19 protein-coding genes are annotated in these 14,937 nt (G+C 36.3%); 14 read left to right on the forward strand and 5 right to left on the reverse strand.

Annotation, left to right across the window (positions count from 1 at the left end):
- Window positions 1–78 precede the first annotated feature (78 nt).
- The 7 genes from tkt (at window position 79) to ACW2QC_RS02530 (ending at window position 5,326) form a co-directional block, all read left to right on the forward strand.
- Window positions 79–2,082, forward strand: coding sequence for a transketolase (gene tkt / locus ACW2QC_RS02500; protein ID WP_457542407.1), 2,004 nt, complete (start codon window positions 79–81; stop codon window positions 2,080–2,082).
- A gap of 197 nt (window positions 2,083–2,279) precedes the next feature.
- Complete coding sequence (sirA, locus tag ACW2QC_RS02505) at window positions 2,280–2,735, forward strand: sporulation inhibitor of replication protein SirA (RefSeq protein ID WP_457542408.1); 456 nt, start codon at window positions 2,280–2,282, stop codon at window positions 2,733–2,735.
- A gap of 50 nt (window positions 2,736–2,785) precedes the next feature.
- Window positions 2,786–3,007, forward strand: coding sequence for a YneF family protein (locus tag ACW2QC_RS02510; RefSeq protein ID WP_106497537.1), 222 nt, complete (start codon window positions 2,786–2,788; stop codon window positions 3,005–3,007).
- A gap of 215 nt (window positions 3,008–3,222) precedes the next feature.
- Entirely contained in the window at window positions 3,223–3,927 is a 705-nt protein-coding gene (locus ACW2QC_RS02515; RefSeq protein WP_457542409.1) for a cytochrome c biogenesis CcdA family protein, read from the forward strand.
- A gap of 64 nt (window positions 3,928–3,991) precedes the next feature.
- Entirely contained in the window at window positions 3,992–4,414 is a 423-nt protein-coding gene (locus ACW2QC_RS02520; RefSeq protein WP_457542410.1) for a Na(+)/H(+) antiporter subunit B, read from the forward strand.
- Window positions 4,415–4,439: 25 nt separating this feature from the next.
- Entirely contained in the window at window positions 4,440–4,826 is a 387-nt protein-coding gene (locus ACW2QC_RS02525) for a response regulator (RefSeq protein ID WP_457542411.1), read from the forward strand.
- A 23-nt stretch (window positions 4,827–4,849) separates the two neighbouring features.
- Window positions 4,850–5,326 (forward strand): CcdC family protein, encoded by a 477-nt coding sequence (locus ACW2QC_RS02530; RefSeq protein WP_457542412.1) that lies wholly within the window; start codon window positions 4,850–4,852, stop codon window positions 5,324–5,326.
- A 12-nt stretch (window positions 5,327–5,338) separates the two neighbouring features.
- Here the strand turns inward: ACW2QC_RS02530 and ACW2QC_RS02535 are convergent, their stop codons facing one another.
- Window positions 5,339–5,806: a DUF2621 family protein gene (locus ACW2QC_RS02535; protein ID WP_457542413.1), complete on the reverse strand. Its 468-nt coding sequence runs from the start codon at window positions 5,804–5,806 to the stop codon at window positions 5,339–5,341.
- 265 nt (window positions 5,807–6,071) lie between these two features.
- Here ACW2QC_RS02535 and ACW2QC_RS02540 point away from each other — a divergent pair, with 265 nt between their 5' ends.
- The 7 genes from ACW2QC_RS02540 (at window position 6,072) to ACW2QC_RS02570 (ending at window position 12,367) form a co-directional block, all read left to right on the forward strand.
- The gene (locus ACW2QC_RS02540) at window positions 6,072–7,181 is read left to right on the forward strand and encodes an ATP-binding protein (protein WP_457542414.1); all 1,110 of its coding nucleotides are present in this window, start codon (window positions 6,072–6,074) and stop codon (window positions 7,179–7,181) included.
- Window positions 7,182–7,411: 230 nt separating this feature from the next.
- On the forward strand, window positions 7,412–10,138 hold the full coding sequence (acnA, locus tag ACW2QC_RS02545; protein WP_457542415.1) for an aconitate hydratase AcnA: 2,727 nt from the start codon (window positions 7,412–7,414) through the stop codon (window positions 10,136–10,138).
- A 170-nt stretch (window positions 10,139–10,308) separates the two neighbouring features.
- A complete protein-coding gene (locus ACW2QC_RS02550; RefSeq protein ID WP_457542416.1) occupies window positions 10,309–10,893 on the forward strand; it encodes a TlpA family protein disulfide reductase in 585 nt (194 codons plus the stop codon).
- Window positions 10,894–11,035: 142 nt separating this feature from the next.
- Window positions 11,036–11,182 carry an FbpB family small basic protein gene (locus ACW2QC_RS02555; RefSeq protein ID WP_457542640.1) on the forward strand — a complete coding sequence of 49 codons (147 nt, stop codon included), beginning with the start codon at window positions 11,036–11,038 and terminating at the stop codon, window positions 11,180–11,182.
- A gap of 103 nt (window positions 11,183–11,285) precedes the next feature.
- Window positions 11,286–11,519, forward strand: coding sequence for a small acid-soluble spore protein Tlp (gene tlp, locus ACW2QC_RS02560; RefSeq protein ID WP_457542417.1), 234 nt, complete (start codon window positions 11,286–11,288; stop codon window positions 11,517–11,519).
- Window positions 11,520–11,642: 123 nt separating this feature from the next.
- A complete protein-coding gene (locus tag ACW2QC_RS02565; protein WP_457542418.1) occupies window positions 11,643–12,068 on the forward strand; it encodes an acyl-CoA thioesterase in 426 nt (141 codons plus the stop codon).
- Complete coding sequence (locus ACW2QC_RS02570; protein ID WP_457542419.1) at window positions 12,068–12,367, forward strand: hypothetical protein; 300 nt, start codon at window positions 12,068–12,070, stop codon at window positions 12,365–12,367. Before ACW2QC_RS02565 ends, ACW2QC_RS02570 begins: the two co-directional genes overlap by 1 nt.
- 42 nt (window positions 12,368–12,409) lie before the next feature.
- On the opposite strand, the gene ACW2QC_RS02575 is transcribed toward ACW2QC_RS02570, so the two are convergent.
- From ACW2QC_RS02575 to plsY, 4 genes are all read right to left on the reverse strand, one after another.
- Entirely contained in the window at window positions 12,410–12,694 is a 285-nt protein-coding gene (locus ACW2QC_RS02575) for a HesB/YadR/YfhF family protein (protein WP_457542420.1), read from the reverse strand.
- A 22-nt stretch (window positions 12,695–12,716) separates the two neighbouring features.
- Window positions 12,717–12,950 (reverse strand): membrane protein insertion efficiency factor YidD, encoded by a 234-nt coding sequence (yidD, locus tag ACW2QC_RS02580; RefSeq protein WP_457542421.1) that lies wholly within the window; start codon window positions 12,948–12,950, stop codon window positions 12,717–12,719.
- A gap of 14 nt (window positions 12,951–12,964) precedes the next feature.
- Complete coding sequence (gene folE2 / locus ACW2QC_RS02585) at window positions 12,965–13,897, reverse strand: GTP cyclohydrolase FolE2 (RefSeq protein WP_457542422.1); 933 nt, start codon at window positions 13,895–13,897, stop codon at window positions 12,965–12,967.
- A 330-nt stretch (window positions 13,898–14,227) separates the two neighbouring features.
- A complete protein-coding gene (plsY, locus tag ACW2QC_RS02590) occupies window positions 14,228–14,812 on the reverse strand; it encodes a glycerol-3-phosphate 1-O-acyltransferase PlsY (protein WP_457542423.1) in 585 nt (194 codons plus the stop codon).
- Between the last annotated feature and the right edge of the window lie 125 nt (window positions 14,813–14,937).

The raw sequence follows: 14,937 nt of genomic DNA on the forward strand, positions 1-14,937 counted from the left end.
TATTACTTGTTAGAAACTCATCTTCATTATAAAATGTTAAGGGATAGATTAAGCTTGTAAAGTGAAAGGGGAATAAGTATGTCAAAAGATATCGAACAGTTATCCATTAATACAATACGTACTCTAGCAATTGACGCAATTGAAAATGCAAATTCGGGTCATCCAGGTTTGCCAATGGGTGCGGCTCCGATGGCGTATACACTGTGGACTGATTTTATGAACCACAACCCGAAAAATTCAAAATGGTTTAACCGTGACCGTTTTGTGCTGTCAGCTGGTCATGGTTCCATGCTGTTATATGGGCTGCTTCATTTATCAGGATATAATGTCACCATTGATGATTTAAAAGAATTTCGTCAGTGGAATTCAAAAACACCTGGACATCCTGAAGTACACCATACAGACGGTGTAGAGGCAACAACTGGACCTTTAGGACAAGGCATTGCAATGTCAGTTGGAATGGCGATGGCTGAAGCACACCTTGCTGCAACATATAATCAGGACGATCTTTCCATTATCGATCATTATACATACGCACTTATTAGTGATGGTGACTTAATGGAAGGTATTTCACATGAAACAGCTTCACTTGCAGGCCATCTTGGATTAGGAAAATTAATTGCTTTATATGATTCAAATGATATTTCGCTAGATGGTGAACTTAATCGGTCATTCTCTGATAACACAGAGGAACGGTTTAAAGCATATGGCTGGGAAGTTATCCGAGTTGAAGATGGGAATGATGTAGAGTCCTTACGTCATGCCATAAAACAAGCACAAGAAAATACCAAGCAACCAACATTAATTGAAGTGAAAACAATTATTGGTTACGGTTCACCGAATAAATCAAATTCTGCAGCATCACATGGTGCTCCACTTGGCAAAGATGAAGTGAAGCTGACAAAAGAATATTATAAATGGGAACATGAAGATTTTAATGTGCCAGATGAAGTATATGTCGATTTTGAGGAAAAGATTGGTAAAAGAGGCGCAGAATCGGAACAAGAGTGGAATAAGCTATTCAATCAATATCAAGAAAAATATCCTGAATTAGCGAATGAACTCGAGCTAGCAATAAAAGGTGATTTGCCTAAAAACTGGGACAAAAACTTACCAGTATACGAACCGGAAAAAGATAAACTAGCAACAAGGGCTTCCTCTGGCGAAGTATTAAATGCGATTGCTCAATCTGTACCAAATTTCTTCGGAGGAAGTGCTGATTTAGCAGGATCGAATAAAACAACCATTAAGGATGAGGCGGATTTTTCGCGTGATAACTATGCTGGACGCAACATCTGGTTTGGTGTACGGGAACACGCAATGGCAGCCGCATTAAATGGAATGGCATTACATGGTGGATTAAATGTATATGCGGGTACATTCTTCGTGTTTAGTGACTATTTACGACCTGCTGTAAGGTTATCATCTATTATGAAAACACCAGTAACCTATGTATTCACACATGACTCAATCGCGGTTGGGGAAGATGGTCCAACCCACGAACCAATCGAACAATTAGCAGCCTTCCGTGCAATGCCAGGACTTTCCCTGATTCGTCCGGCAGATGGCAACGAAACTCAAGCTGCGTGGCGTTTGGCATTGGAATCTAAAGATCAGCCAACTGCCTTAGTATTAACTAGACAAGGGCTGCCAACGTTAAAAGGAACAAAGGAACATGCATATGATGGTGTTAAAAAAGGTGCCTATGTGATTAGCAAAGCAACAAAAGATGAACCAGATGCATTGTTACTTGCAACTGGATCGGAAGTTCAATTAGCGGTAGAAGCCAAGAATGAACTTCAAGAAATAGGGATTGATGTCAGTGTTGTAAGCATGCCTTCGTGGGATCGATTTAATCAACAAGACGAAGCATACAAAAATGAAGTATTACCAACAAACGTTAAGGCTCGGGTAGGAATTGAGATGGCTTCACCATTTGGTTGGGAACGCTATGTTGGTGATAAAGGTACTGTTATTGGCATTGATACATTTGGTGCCTCTGCAAAAGGTGAAAAAGTCATGGAAGAATACGGCTTTACTGTAGAAAATGTCGTTGCAGAAGTAAAAAAAATATTATCTTAAGAAAGCGATATTCCATTCAATGGAGTCTCCCTATTTAGACGGAATATAAAAGGTGCAATGCAGGTGGCTTACAAATAGTAAGTCACCTGTTTTTTGCTTTTATTTCGCTGTCGACAAAACTAGTTGGGTTTTGCATCAGGAAGTGACATATATTGCAACTAGAATACGTATAATAGAATAAAAGGGGAGGGGTTTCATTGGGTAATTATTCTATCTATTGGATAAAAGAGGAATTTTCTTATCGTTATTTTCATAAGAGTGGGATATTATATCGTTTTTTAAAAGAATATCAAATAAATCCTGAGAGAGCAGACCTGAAAAATCAATATAACTTTATTACCAAATCGTTTCCAGCTGTTTCTTTGTTAACTTATATTAAAAATCATCAGCAAACTAGAAAAAGTATAATAGTAAATGGTAATTATATTGAAATGTTTACCAATGATTCACACTATATTACTTTACATATTCAAGAAAAACAGATAAACTTTCGATGTGAAATGTTGCATGATGCCGAAAAATTGCTGTTTCCTGCACTCCGTTCGTTTCACCCGTGTTTATTTATCGTGGGAAATGACCTGGATAATTATGGCTGGATTTCGCCAGTTTCCATGGAAAGAGCATATTTGCATGGACAGGTATTGTATTCTTAACATTGATTTACTATACTGTATGAGAGACAACAAGAAGGAGGAAAGCTTGAATGAGCACGATTTGGGTCGTATTAATTGCTATTATTGCGCTTATTGCTGGAATCGCTCTTGGATTTTTTATCGCAAGAAAATATATGATGAATTATCTGAAGAAGAACCCACCAATTAATGAGCAAATGCTTCGAACGTTAATGATGCAAATGGGACAAAAACCATCCCAAAAGAAAATCAATCAAATGATGCGAGCAATGAACAATCAACAAGGTAAATAATTAGCAATTATCGTATATTGTTAGGAAAATGTATCAACATCATTGCATCATACCCCTTACTACCAATTGGTAATAAGGGGTATTTTAACACTGATACACCAGTATCCTCCTGTTTCTTTATAAAAAGGTTTGGATAATTGTCAAATTCATTTGCTTTTATATAGTAGATAATCTGTTAGAATAGATAAAGTAAATGTTTTTATAGGAGGATTATGATGTCTGAAATTAATATTTTTATCGCATTTGGTGCAGGTTTTTTGTCGTTTATCTCACCATGTGTACTTCCACTTTATCCTGCCTTTTTATCGTATATAACAGGTATGAGTGTAAGTGAGTTAAAAGATGATAGCAAAACATTTAATAAAAAAAGCGTTTTACATACTATTTTGTTTTTACTAGGCTTCTCCAGTGTATTTGTCATTCTAGGATTTTCCACATCTTTAGTTGGGGAATTTCTGACCACTTATCAAGATTTAATTAGACAAATAGGTGCCATTTTAATCATTTTCTTTGGATTTGTTATTGTTGGTATATTGAATTTTAAATTTCTGATGAAAGATAAAAAAATCACGTTCAAAAATCGGCCTGCTGGTTATATCGGTTCATTTATTATCGGGATGGCATTCTCTTTAGGATGGACACCATGTACTGGACCGATCTTAGGGATTGTCATTACATTGGCTGCACAGAATCCTGACCTTGGCTTCCTATTGATGATGTGCTATGCGTTAGGATTTTCATTGCCATTTCTGATTTTATCATTCTTCATTGGAAAACTAACTTGGATTAAACGTCACAGTATGCGTTTAGTTAAAATCGGCGGTTATGTTATGATTTTTATGGGAATTGCGTTATTTTTTGATTGGATGACAGATTTAACTTCTTATCTAAATGGCTTGTTTGGGTTTAGCGGCTTTTAGAATAGATTTTATACGATAATTGTATTATGATAATAATTATATAAGCCTTAAAGGAGATCTATAAATGTATAAACCGAATGATCTTATTCTGCGGACAACGACATCAGTAATCGCATTTATATTGCTGGGATTTGCTGTATACTTACTTTTAGCTGGTCATAATTCACCTGGTGGTGGGTTTGTTGGCGGTTTAATGACTGCATCAGCAATTGTATTAATGTATATGTCCTATGGTATGGAAGCGGTGAAGAAAATTTTGCCAATTAATTTCCGTACATTAATTCCGATTGGATTGTTAATTGCTGTATCAACAGGAATCGGATCATTTGTTTTCGATGTACCATTCCTATCTCACACGTTTGGTCATTTTACATTACCGATACTTGGGGAAGTTGAACTTGCAACTGCTATGCTATTTGATATGGGCGTATACGTAACAGTGCTGGGTGTAACAATGACGATCATTTTAACCATTGCAAATGATTGATAACTATTATTGGGGGGATAATAGCTTGGCAAAGATACTTGTAGTAGACGATGCTAAATTCATGAGGGCAACGCTCTCAACAATATTAAAAAAAGAAAACCATGAAATTGTAGGGGAAGCGCAAGACGGAAGAGAAGCAATTGAACAATACAAACAGACAAAACCAGATTTAGTGACGATGGATATAACAATGCCTGTTATGAACGGCATAGATGCCATTAAAGAAATTAAAAAATATGATGATCAAGCAAAAATAGTAGTATGTTCTGCGATGGGGCAACAAAAAGTGGTTGTTGGAGCTATTGAAATTGGAGCAAAAGATTTTATTGTGAAACCGTTTGACGAGAATCGAGTCTTAGATACTGTAAACAGAGTATTACATAAATTTGAACAAGCAAGTTCAAATAGCTAGTCATCTAGAAAGAGTTGATTTGAATGTTTTGGATAATAGCAAGTACAGTTGTTGCTGCATGTATGGCTACTTTAATGATTTTTGTACGGTTAAAAGCTGCAAAGAAGCCGGCATCCGTTAAAAAGATAATTTTGCCACCAGTTTTTATGAGTACGGGGGCATTAATGTTTGTGGTTCCTGCTTTACGCGTCCCGTGGGCACAAGTTCTGGAGGCGTTTATTGTGGGGATGATATTCTCCATATTTTTGATTAAATCATCAAAATTTGAAATAAAGGAAGATGACATTTATCTGATCCCATCGAAATCATTCGTATTTATTTTATTCGGATTATTGGCCGTACGAATTATTATTAAGTTGGTAATTGGTAGCACGATATCGTTGGGTGAAACAAGTGGCATGTTCTTTTTGCTTGCATTTGGGATGATTTTAACGTGGAGACTTGCCATGCTTTATAAATATAAAAAGTTAGAAAGACAATTAAAGTATCGGAACGCATAAAACGCCCTGCATTTACTGCGGGCGTTTTTGTTTGCGTCGATACGTTTCGGGAGAGAGTTCAAATAATGATTCATAAGGTGTTACATCAATCTCTTTTTCACGTAATTTTTTTCTTAAAAATTTGTGATCTCTTTTTGGTGTAGCAATAATGTAACCTTCAATTAGAACGTCTTGAGTAATTTTTTTCTGATGTTTTTGCAAAGCTACTTCACCTATTTTACTAGCGATTTTTTGCCTGGCTACATCACGGAAAAGTTCTGGAACAGGTGAAACCAGCTCTTCCAGTAATTTTTTTTCACTATTCCCCCACATGTGCTTTGTTTTATCCATATAATATTCTTCCCAGTCAAGGGTCGAATTTCCGTCCTCTTTTGGTAGACGTTTTAAAAATTTACGAAACATGAAGAATCCACCGATTGACATTAGGGTAATCAACAAAATTCCCCATAATACGATTAAATAATCCATAATAACCGACATAATTATCACCTATTTCTCTTATAGTACGTATAATAAATCAATTATGTAAACAGTTGCAAAGATTTATTTTTTTCAACATTTATAGTAAGATACTAATAATTGGTACTTTTTGTTTAAACAAACGTTTATATAAATCAATAAGTACTAATATAATTATAATCGGAGTTATCGTTACATACAAGTGTCATATTATCGTGTTAGAAAACATATAAGTAGTTTTAAATGGAATATATGTTGGATTATGCAGAAAAAAGGGGGCGATGGTTTGAAGTATGAATTAGATCACTGTAAAAATACAGGTGATAACACGGTTGAGGACAAACGAGATAGCTTGTATTTTTGTGATGAGACGGAACTGCCAAAATCGATGCTTGAATGGATAGAACGGAATAAAAATGACTTGATAACGGTTTGGGATGAAAATGGAATAATTCGCTTTATATCGAAATCTGTTGAGCGTTTGTTAGGATACAAAGCATGTGAGCTTCAAGGAACACGGTGGTATGAAAAGATTTCACCAGAGGATGTTTCATATATTGAAAAACACATTCACAATACAACGTATACCGGGAAAATTTTTAATATTAACATACGGAATAAGTTTGGGAAGTACATTTGGTCCGAGTGTAATGTTGCGAAAATTCTTGATGGTGAAACCAATGACAACTATTATATATCAACATTACGAGACATTTCAGATAAAAAAGAAATGGAAGAAATGATGATTCGATCAGAGAAAATGTCGATCGCGGGTCAATTGGCTGCAGGTGTAGCACATGAAATTCGCAATCCATTGACATCCTTGAAAGGTTTTATTCAATTATTACAGGCAGGTGTTAATCGAAAAGAAGAATACTATAACATCATGATAGATGAAATTGAAAAAATGGAAACTATTACGTCTGAATTATTATTTATTTCAAAACCGATGACAGATAATAAAAAAAACGAGTCGGTAGCAGATATGATTCGAGATGTTGTTGAGTTATTAAAACCACAAGCAAAACTTAAAAATAGTGTTATAGAATGGGAACAAGCGAAAGACGTTTCGATTTATTGTGATCGTTCTCAAATGAAGCAGGTATTCATAAATTTAATCAAAAATGCAATCGAAGCAATGGATGGCGGCGGAATTATTAATATAAACGTTTACACTACTGACACAAATGTTATGATTGACATAATTGATCAAGGTTCGGGTGTACCAGAAGAGATTGTACATAAATTAGGAGAACCGTTTTTCACAACAAAACAGAATGGGACAGGTCTGGGGCTTATGATCACACATCAAATATTGGACCACCATAAAGCTAAACTAGAAATAACGAGAAATAAAGTCAAAGGAAGTACGTTTCGAATCGTAATACAAAGATAAGTAGATTTATATTGAGGAAGTATAAATGTTAATTGCTATTATTCATATGATATATAAGTATTAGTTATCAATCTACATAAGTTTTTAATATATAGGATTCAAAGAGAAACAGTTGCATTTTTGAACAAAAATCATTTAATATATAGTAGATGATACATGTATTTCTTGTCTACTATTCTAGCATGGGGTATGGAAAGAATGGATGACAATTTGAAAGGGGTAAAGCTTACATGACAAAACAAAATGCGTTTGATGCGAAAAAGCAGTTTGAGCTAAATGGAAAAACGTATAATTATTATCAATTAAAAGCATTAGAAGACGCTGGTTTAGGAAAGGTTTCCCGCCTTCCATTTTCCGTTCGTGTCTTATTAGAATCACTTGTTCGTCAACATGATGGTCGTGTTATTAAAGATGAACACGTTACCGGATTAACTAAATGGGGAACAAAAGAAGGTCAAGGTGTAGACGTACCATTTAAACCTTCACGTGTTATTTTACAAGATTTCACTGGTGTACCCGCAGTTGTTGACCTTGCTTCATTACGTAAAGCTATGGTTGATATGGGTGGGGAACCTGATAAAATCAATCCGGAAGTACCAGTTGATCTGGTAATTGACCACTCTGTACAAGTAGATCAGTATGGAACAGCAAATGCACTTAAAGCAAATATGGAACTTGAATTTGAGCGTAATGCTGAGCGCTATCAATTTTTAAATTGGGCTCAGAAAGCATTTGAAAACTATCGTGCAGTTCCACCAGCAACAGGTATTGTTCACCAAGTAAACTTAGAATATATTGCAAGTGTTGTTCATGGTTTGGAAAATGAAGATGGTACTTATGATGCATTCCCGGATACACTTGTTGGTACTGATTCACATACGACAATGATTAATGGTCTTGGTGTACTAGGCTGGGGCGTTGGTGGTATTGAGGCAGAAGCAGGTATGCTAGGCCAGCCTTCATATTTCCCTGCACCAGAAGTTATTGGTGTCAAATTTACCGGCAGCTTTCCACAAGGAACAACAGCTACAGACTTGGCGTTAAAAGTTACCCAAGTTTTACGTGAACAAAATGTTGTTGGGAAATTTGTTGAATACTTCGGACCAGGCCTACAAGATATGCCACTTGCTGACCGTGCAACAATTTCAAACATGGCACCTGAATATGGTGCAACATGTGGTTTCTTCCCGGTTGATGAAGAATCACTTAATTATTTACGTCTAACAGGTCGTAAAGAAGATCATATTGCATTAGTTGAAAAATATTGTAAAGAAAACAATCTTTGGTATTCACCAGATCAGGAAGATCCTGAATACACTGAGCTTGTTGAAATTAACCTATCTGAATTAGAACCGAATCTTTCAGGTCCGAAACGTCCACAAGACTTAATTGCTTTGTCAAATATGAAAGAAGAATTTAATAAGGCAGTTACTGCTCCAGCAGGCAATCAAGGGCTAGGATTGGATAAATCAGAATTTGATAAAGAGGTAACCATTGAACACCCAACTGGAAAAACTTCTACTATGGAAACAGGTGCACTTGCAATCGCTGCAATTACGTCTTGTACAAATACATCTAATCCATACGTTATGCTTGGTGCCGGCTTAGTTGCGAAAAAAGCAGTTGAAAAAGGATTAAGCGTTCCAGAATACGTTAAGACATCATTAGCTCCAGGATCTAAAGTTGTAACACGTTACCTTGATGATTCCGGTCTGCAACAATACCTTGACCAAATTGGCTTTAATTTAGTTGGTTATGGTTGCACAACTTGTATCGGTAACTCCGGTCCATTACGTGAAGAGATTGAAGAAGCAATCTCGAAAAATGATTTAACTGTTGCTTCCGTACTTTCTGGTAACCGTAACTTTGAGGGTCGTATACATCCATTAGTGAAAGCTAACTATTTAGCATCACCACCATTAGTTGTGGCATATGCGTTAGCAGGAACAGTAGATATTGACTTGACAACTGAAGCTCTTGGTACAGATAAAGACGGTAACGCTGTTTATATGAAAGATATCTGGCCAACAATGGAAGAAATTAAAGAACAAGTAGAAAGTGTTGTTAAACCAGAGATTTTCCGCAAAGAATATGAAAATGTATTCAATTCAAATGAAAAATGGAATGAAATTGATACAACGGATGAACCATTGTTTGCATGGGATCAAGAATCAACATACATTCAAAATCCACCGTTCTTTGAAGGATTGTCAAAAGAAGCAGGTTCTGTTACACCATTAAATAATCTTCGTGCAATCGGTAAATTTGGTGACTCGGTAACAACTGACCACATCTCACCAGCTGGCGCAATTGCGAAAGATATGCCTGCAGGACAATATTTACAAGATAAAGGTGTTTCACCACGTAACTTTAACTCTTATGGTTCAAGACGTGGTAACCATGAAGTAATGATGCGTGGTACATTTGCAAATATTCGTATCCGCAATCTTCTTGCACCTGGTACAGAAGGCGGCTATACAACATACTGGCCTACAGAAGAAGTAATGCCTATTTATGACGCTGCAATGAAGTATGAAGAAAACGGTACAGGTTTAATCGTTATGGGTGGTAAAGATTATGGAATGGGATCTTCCCGTGACTGGGCAGCAAAAGGTACTATTTTGCTTGGTATTAAAACAGTTATTGCGGAAAGCTTTGAACGTATTCACCGCTCAAACCTTGTAATGATGGGTGTCCTACCATTACAATTTGAAAAAGGTCAAAATGCTGATAAATTAGGTTTAACAGGTAAAGAAACATTTAATGTTGAAATTGATGAAAATGTTCAACCACATGATCTAGTAAAAGTTACTGCTGTTGACGAAAATGGAAAAACTACTGAATTTAATGCAATTGCTCGTTTTGATAGTGAAGTAGAGATTGACTACTATCGTCATGGTGGTATCCTACAAATGGTTTTACGTAATAAATTAGAATCTAGTCAACTAGTTAACTAATTTTGGAAATGAGATAAGTCCTTACATCATTTATTGGTGTAGGGACTTTTTGTATTCAAAATATCCTCTTCATGAATAAATTTTGAACAACAGCCATATTCTCTTTACAAACATGAAAAACATCATGCATACTATATACAGTATAGTGATAAGCAAGGAGATTCATGTAAATGAAGCAGGCACTTGGAATTATCATAATTGTTCTTTTAGCAGGAATTGTAATAGTTAATGTAGTGGAAAAAAACGATGAGAAGACTGCAACAAATGAAGATACAGAAAATGTTAGCGCGGACCAAAAGATGGAGGGGGCAGCAATTGTTCCACCTGGTAAAACTGGGGTTGAAGCTGGAGAAGAGGCACCAGACTTTGAGCTTGAGACACTGTCCGGAAAAACAATTAAGCTATCTGATCTAAAAGGGCAAAAGGTATTTTTGAACTTTTGGGCCAGCTGGTGTGGGCCTTGTCGTCTCGAAATGCCTGAAATGCAAAAGTTTTATGAGGAACACCAAGGGGAAGTAGAGATAATTGCTGTAAATACAGATACGAACAAGGAGAAAGCAAGAGAGTTTATCGATGAGTACGATTATACGTATCCCGTTCTATTAGATAAAAAAATGAAGGTTTCAGAACAATACATGGTATCTGCACTACCAACAACTTACTTTATTGGAACAGATGGTAAGGTCCAAGAATCAAAAAAAGTTGGACCAATGACATATGATTTTATGATGGATATGTTACATTCTCTAGAATAGTTATAAATTTTTGAAGAAATGGTAATACTTCTGTTAAAGAGGTTGTTCAAAAAGTTACCAAATAATAAGCGGAGAATCTTTTCGTTGGCATGCTTCTAATTTAGAAACTTTTTGAACGCGCACTTAAAAGGAGTGGATTGCTATTTCTTTAAAGAGAAGACTATCGTTTGAAGAATTGGTGAAAGAAAATCGTAAACAGATTGTGCAAGACCAATTATTAATGGAAAAGATAGAGCAAAATATAGAGATGAAACGAAATAAATCGGTAAAAAGAGTAAACGAAATGTGATTATTACAAGCGCCTAACTTTATATAGAGGCGCTTCTTTTTTGTATAGAATATTTTTTATTGCAAAAAATAGGGCTGATATTTGTTATGAAAGGAGAATATGGATGGCGAAAAATTATAAGCCAAAACCTGACGACCGCAGCGATAATGTAGAAAAATTGCAAAGTGCAGTACAAGACACGATTCAAAACATTGAAGACGCACACGAAACAATGCAATTTTCTTCAGGGGAAGAAAAAGAAAAGATTGAAGCTAAAAACAAGCGTCGCGAGGAAGCGATTAAAGGTATGCGGCAAGAAATACAAGATGAGGCAAACGATAATCAGCTAAATCAGTAACTTTAGATTACCTCAAGCCATCCTCGTGGTTTGAGGTTTTTACTTACATAAGCATGGTATCTTATTTCAAGCCTAAATTGTGATAAAATGGTAAAGATGAGTAATAGACAAGGAGGAAATACTGTGAATAAGGTACGTACACCAATAGAAGTGAGATATCAAGAGACAGATCAAATGGGTGTTGTCTATCATGCGAATTATTTAGTTTGGTTTGAAATAGGAAGAACAAAATATATAGAAAGTTTAGGCTTGAATTATGCAGTTATGGAGAAGAACAATGTTGTGTCCCCGGTAACCGATGCACAAATTTCGTTTAAAAAGCCGGTACGCTATGGTGAAGATGCGATAATTGAAACATGGCTAGAAAAATATGATGGGCTACGAACAGTATATGCTTATCAAATAGTAGATGGACAGGGTAATGTTGCGGTAAGTGGAACAACAGAACATGTCATTGTGAAAAAAGACAGCTTTCGTCCGTTATCATTGCGACGCGCTTTTCCCGACTGGCACGATGCATATAGTAAACAAATCAATGGAGAATCTTAATGGCATTTGGGTTGAAACGGCAGGAATTAATCCGATGGAAGCAAGAAGTGAGAAAAGGAAATATTGCTTTTCTTACGCACTATTGGCAGGATCCAAGATTTCCAGGCTGTTATACGGTCACAAAGGTCGGATGTTGCGATGTAGATAAATTAGTTGCGTGGGGGCTTCGTCATGGGTTGAGAAAAGGATGGATTGATTATCATCAAGATTATCCTCATTTTGACTTATTTGGTAAAACGCAAAAAGAGATTTTACAAAAAGAACAGCAATGGGAGCAAATTGAACAATTCAACCTGTAAAAAAATGGGGGAAATCACATGTTCGTGACTTTCCCCATTTTATTAGTCATATACAAATTCTGGTTCATCTCTATCCTGGTTAAGCCTTACATATAAGTTATTATCGTCAAAATACCACGCGTCTTTTGTTTCAATAAAGAAGGTTAATCCACCAGCTTTACAAGTTATATGGATTTCATTCGATGAATCTACACGAATCCCAAGAGAAAAACCTGGAATCCGCCCACCGGCACCATACCTTACATAAAAGCGAAGTTGGTTGGTGTCCTCAATATCTAGTTCTTCTTTGTACCATTCAGCTACATCTTCGGTTACGTGTAATTTCAAACAAATCCAGCTCCCTTTTAGCTTACGTCTGTTTTTTCTCTCTCTTTTCTGGCACTAAATCAACTCCACCTGGATGGAATGGATGGCATTTTGCAATTCGCTTGATTGTTAAATAAGCCCCTTTAATTGCACCAAATCGTTTGAATGCCTCCAAACCGTATTCTGAACATGTAGGGTAAAACCTGCATGTTGGTGGCTTGAATGGGCTGATTGCTTTTCGATAAAACTTAATAATGGCTATGAAAATATATTTCATTAATATTTTCCTTTTTAAGCTGACGTAACATTTTTATCATACGTCACAGATGCAATTGCGTCGTGCATATGAATTGATTCTTCATTACGGCATACAACTTTAAATTTATGAACAGATGCCATTTCGTATAGGTCAGCCGCAACGAGGCGAACCATATCTTCAACAAACCGCGGATTCTCATATGCATGTTCTGTTACCATTTTTTCATCAGGACGTTTCAAAACAGGATGTAATCGACAACTAGCATTACTTTCTGCAGCTTCAAGTAACATTTCTTTCCAATCCATTTTTTCTTCGTCAAAGTTATGATCAATTTCAGCTTTCATTGTGACACAACCGCGTTGGTTATGTGCACTATACTCACTGATTTCCTTAGAGCAAGGACATAAAGTCGTAATCAGTACCGAAAGAGAAACAGTGATATTAAATCCTTTTTCTTGATCGTAAGCAACAATAATCTCCGCATCCGCATGGTTCATTCCTGCTAGTCCCGATTGGGGGCCTCGACGTTCGTAAAACCAAGGAAATGATACAGCTATCTTAGCATCGCGCTGTTTTAAACGTACAGCAAGATCTTTAGTAAATTGTTTTAGTGTTGAGATATTCGCTGTGAATCCAGCTTCATGATACTGTGTTAGTTGCTCTGTGAAACGACTCATATTTGTACCTTTGCTTGACTTTTCAATCGCTGAAGAAAAATGAAATGTTCCAATGCTAGTCTGTGTAGTAGGATTCAAATTACTTTGGACCATTATTGGATGTTTTACATTGGAAATTCCAACTTCGTCTAAATCAAATAAAAAGTCTTTCTTTGTATTTTGTAAATCGGCCATCTTGTTTTTCTCGACCGGTTTTGTTTTTGGACCTGGCTCAACGGAACCAAATAATTTATGACGTTCTGCTTTGTTTGGTAATTGTTTTTTTGGGAGTGTATTAACTTTATCCATAGCGATAGCTCCTCTCTGCTCTCTAACTACTAAAATTATACTGAATCCAGTAGTAATATTCAATTGTTTGGCTTGTATTACTTACTTGACAAAATAGCCTGAAATCGGGCTCTTACGCTTTTGCTCTATGTAGGAAAGCATAAAATTTGGCTCTAATTTGTTCTTTGGTAGTATGAGCCACGTCCAGCTCCAGCGCCCAGCGACTAGCGCGACTTCCCTCGCCTCCGTACGATAAGTCAACATCGACTCCCTACGGTCGTCGTGTTTCCTTTATCTCCTACGGCTCAGTCCAGTCCGTACGTCGCTAATCGGGCGCTTACGCTTTTGCTCTTACATCCATTTAATCTTTGGTTCTGTTTTATTTTTGATTCGTTTGATGTTCTCCTTATGTCGATAGAAAACAAAAATTGTTAATGCTGCAACTACAATGATTAGGCCAATGTCTTCCTGGAGAAGCAAAGCCACAATGACGGAAACGACGCCTGTTATCATCGAGGAAAGGGATACATACTTGGACAAATATAACGCTAGCAAAAAAGTGACGACCATACTAATAAATAATAATGGGCTTACACCTAAAATTATCCCCCCGGAAGTCGCAACAGCTTTACCACCTTTAAATTTCGCAAACATTGGATATGTATGTCCGATAACAGCAAATAGTCCAATGGCTAACCGATAAACATCTGCATCAACTAATAACGGTAGCAAAGTTGCGACTGTACCTTTAAGAATATCGGATAATGTAACCATAATTCCTGCCTTAACACCTAATACCCGAAACGTATTGGTTGCACCTAAGTTACCGCTTCCATGTTCGCGAATATCTATTTTGTACCCAAGTTTGCCAACAATTAGTGCTGATGGTATAGAACCTAAGAGATACGCAATAATAGCAAATACAATATATTCCATCTTGTTTCCTTCTCTCTATACGTAATCATAGTATAGTTTATTTTATCATGAAGTTATGATGGAAAGAACCCAAAATAATGATTCATCATGATTTTAATGCATTTAGCTTGCTAAATGCTGGAATG

The organism is Virgibacillus sp. FSP13, assembly GCF_054048505.1.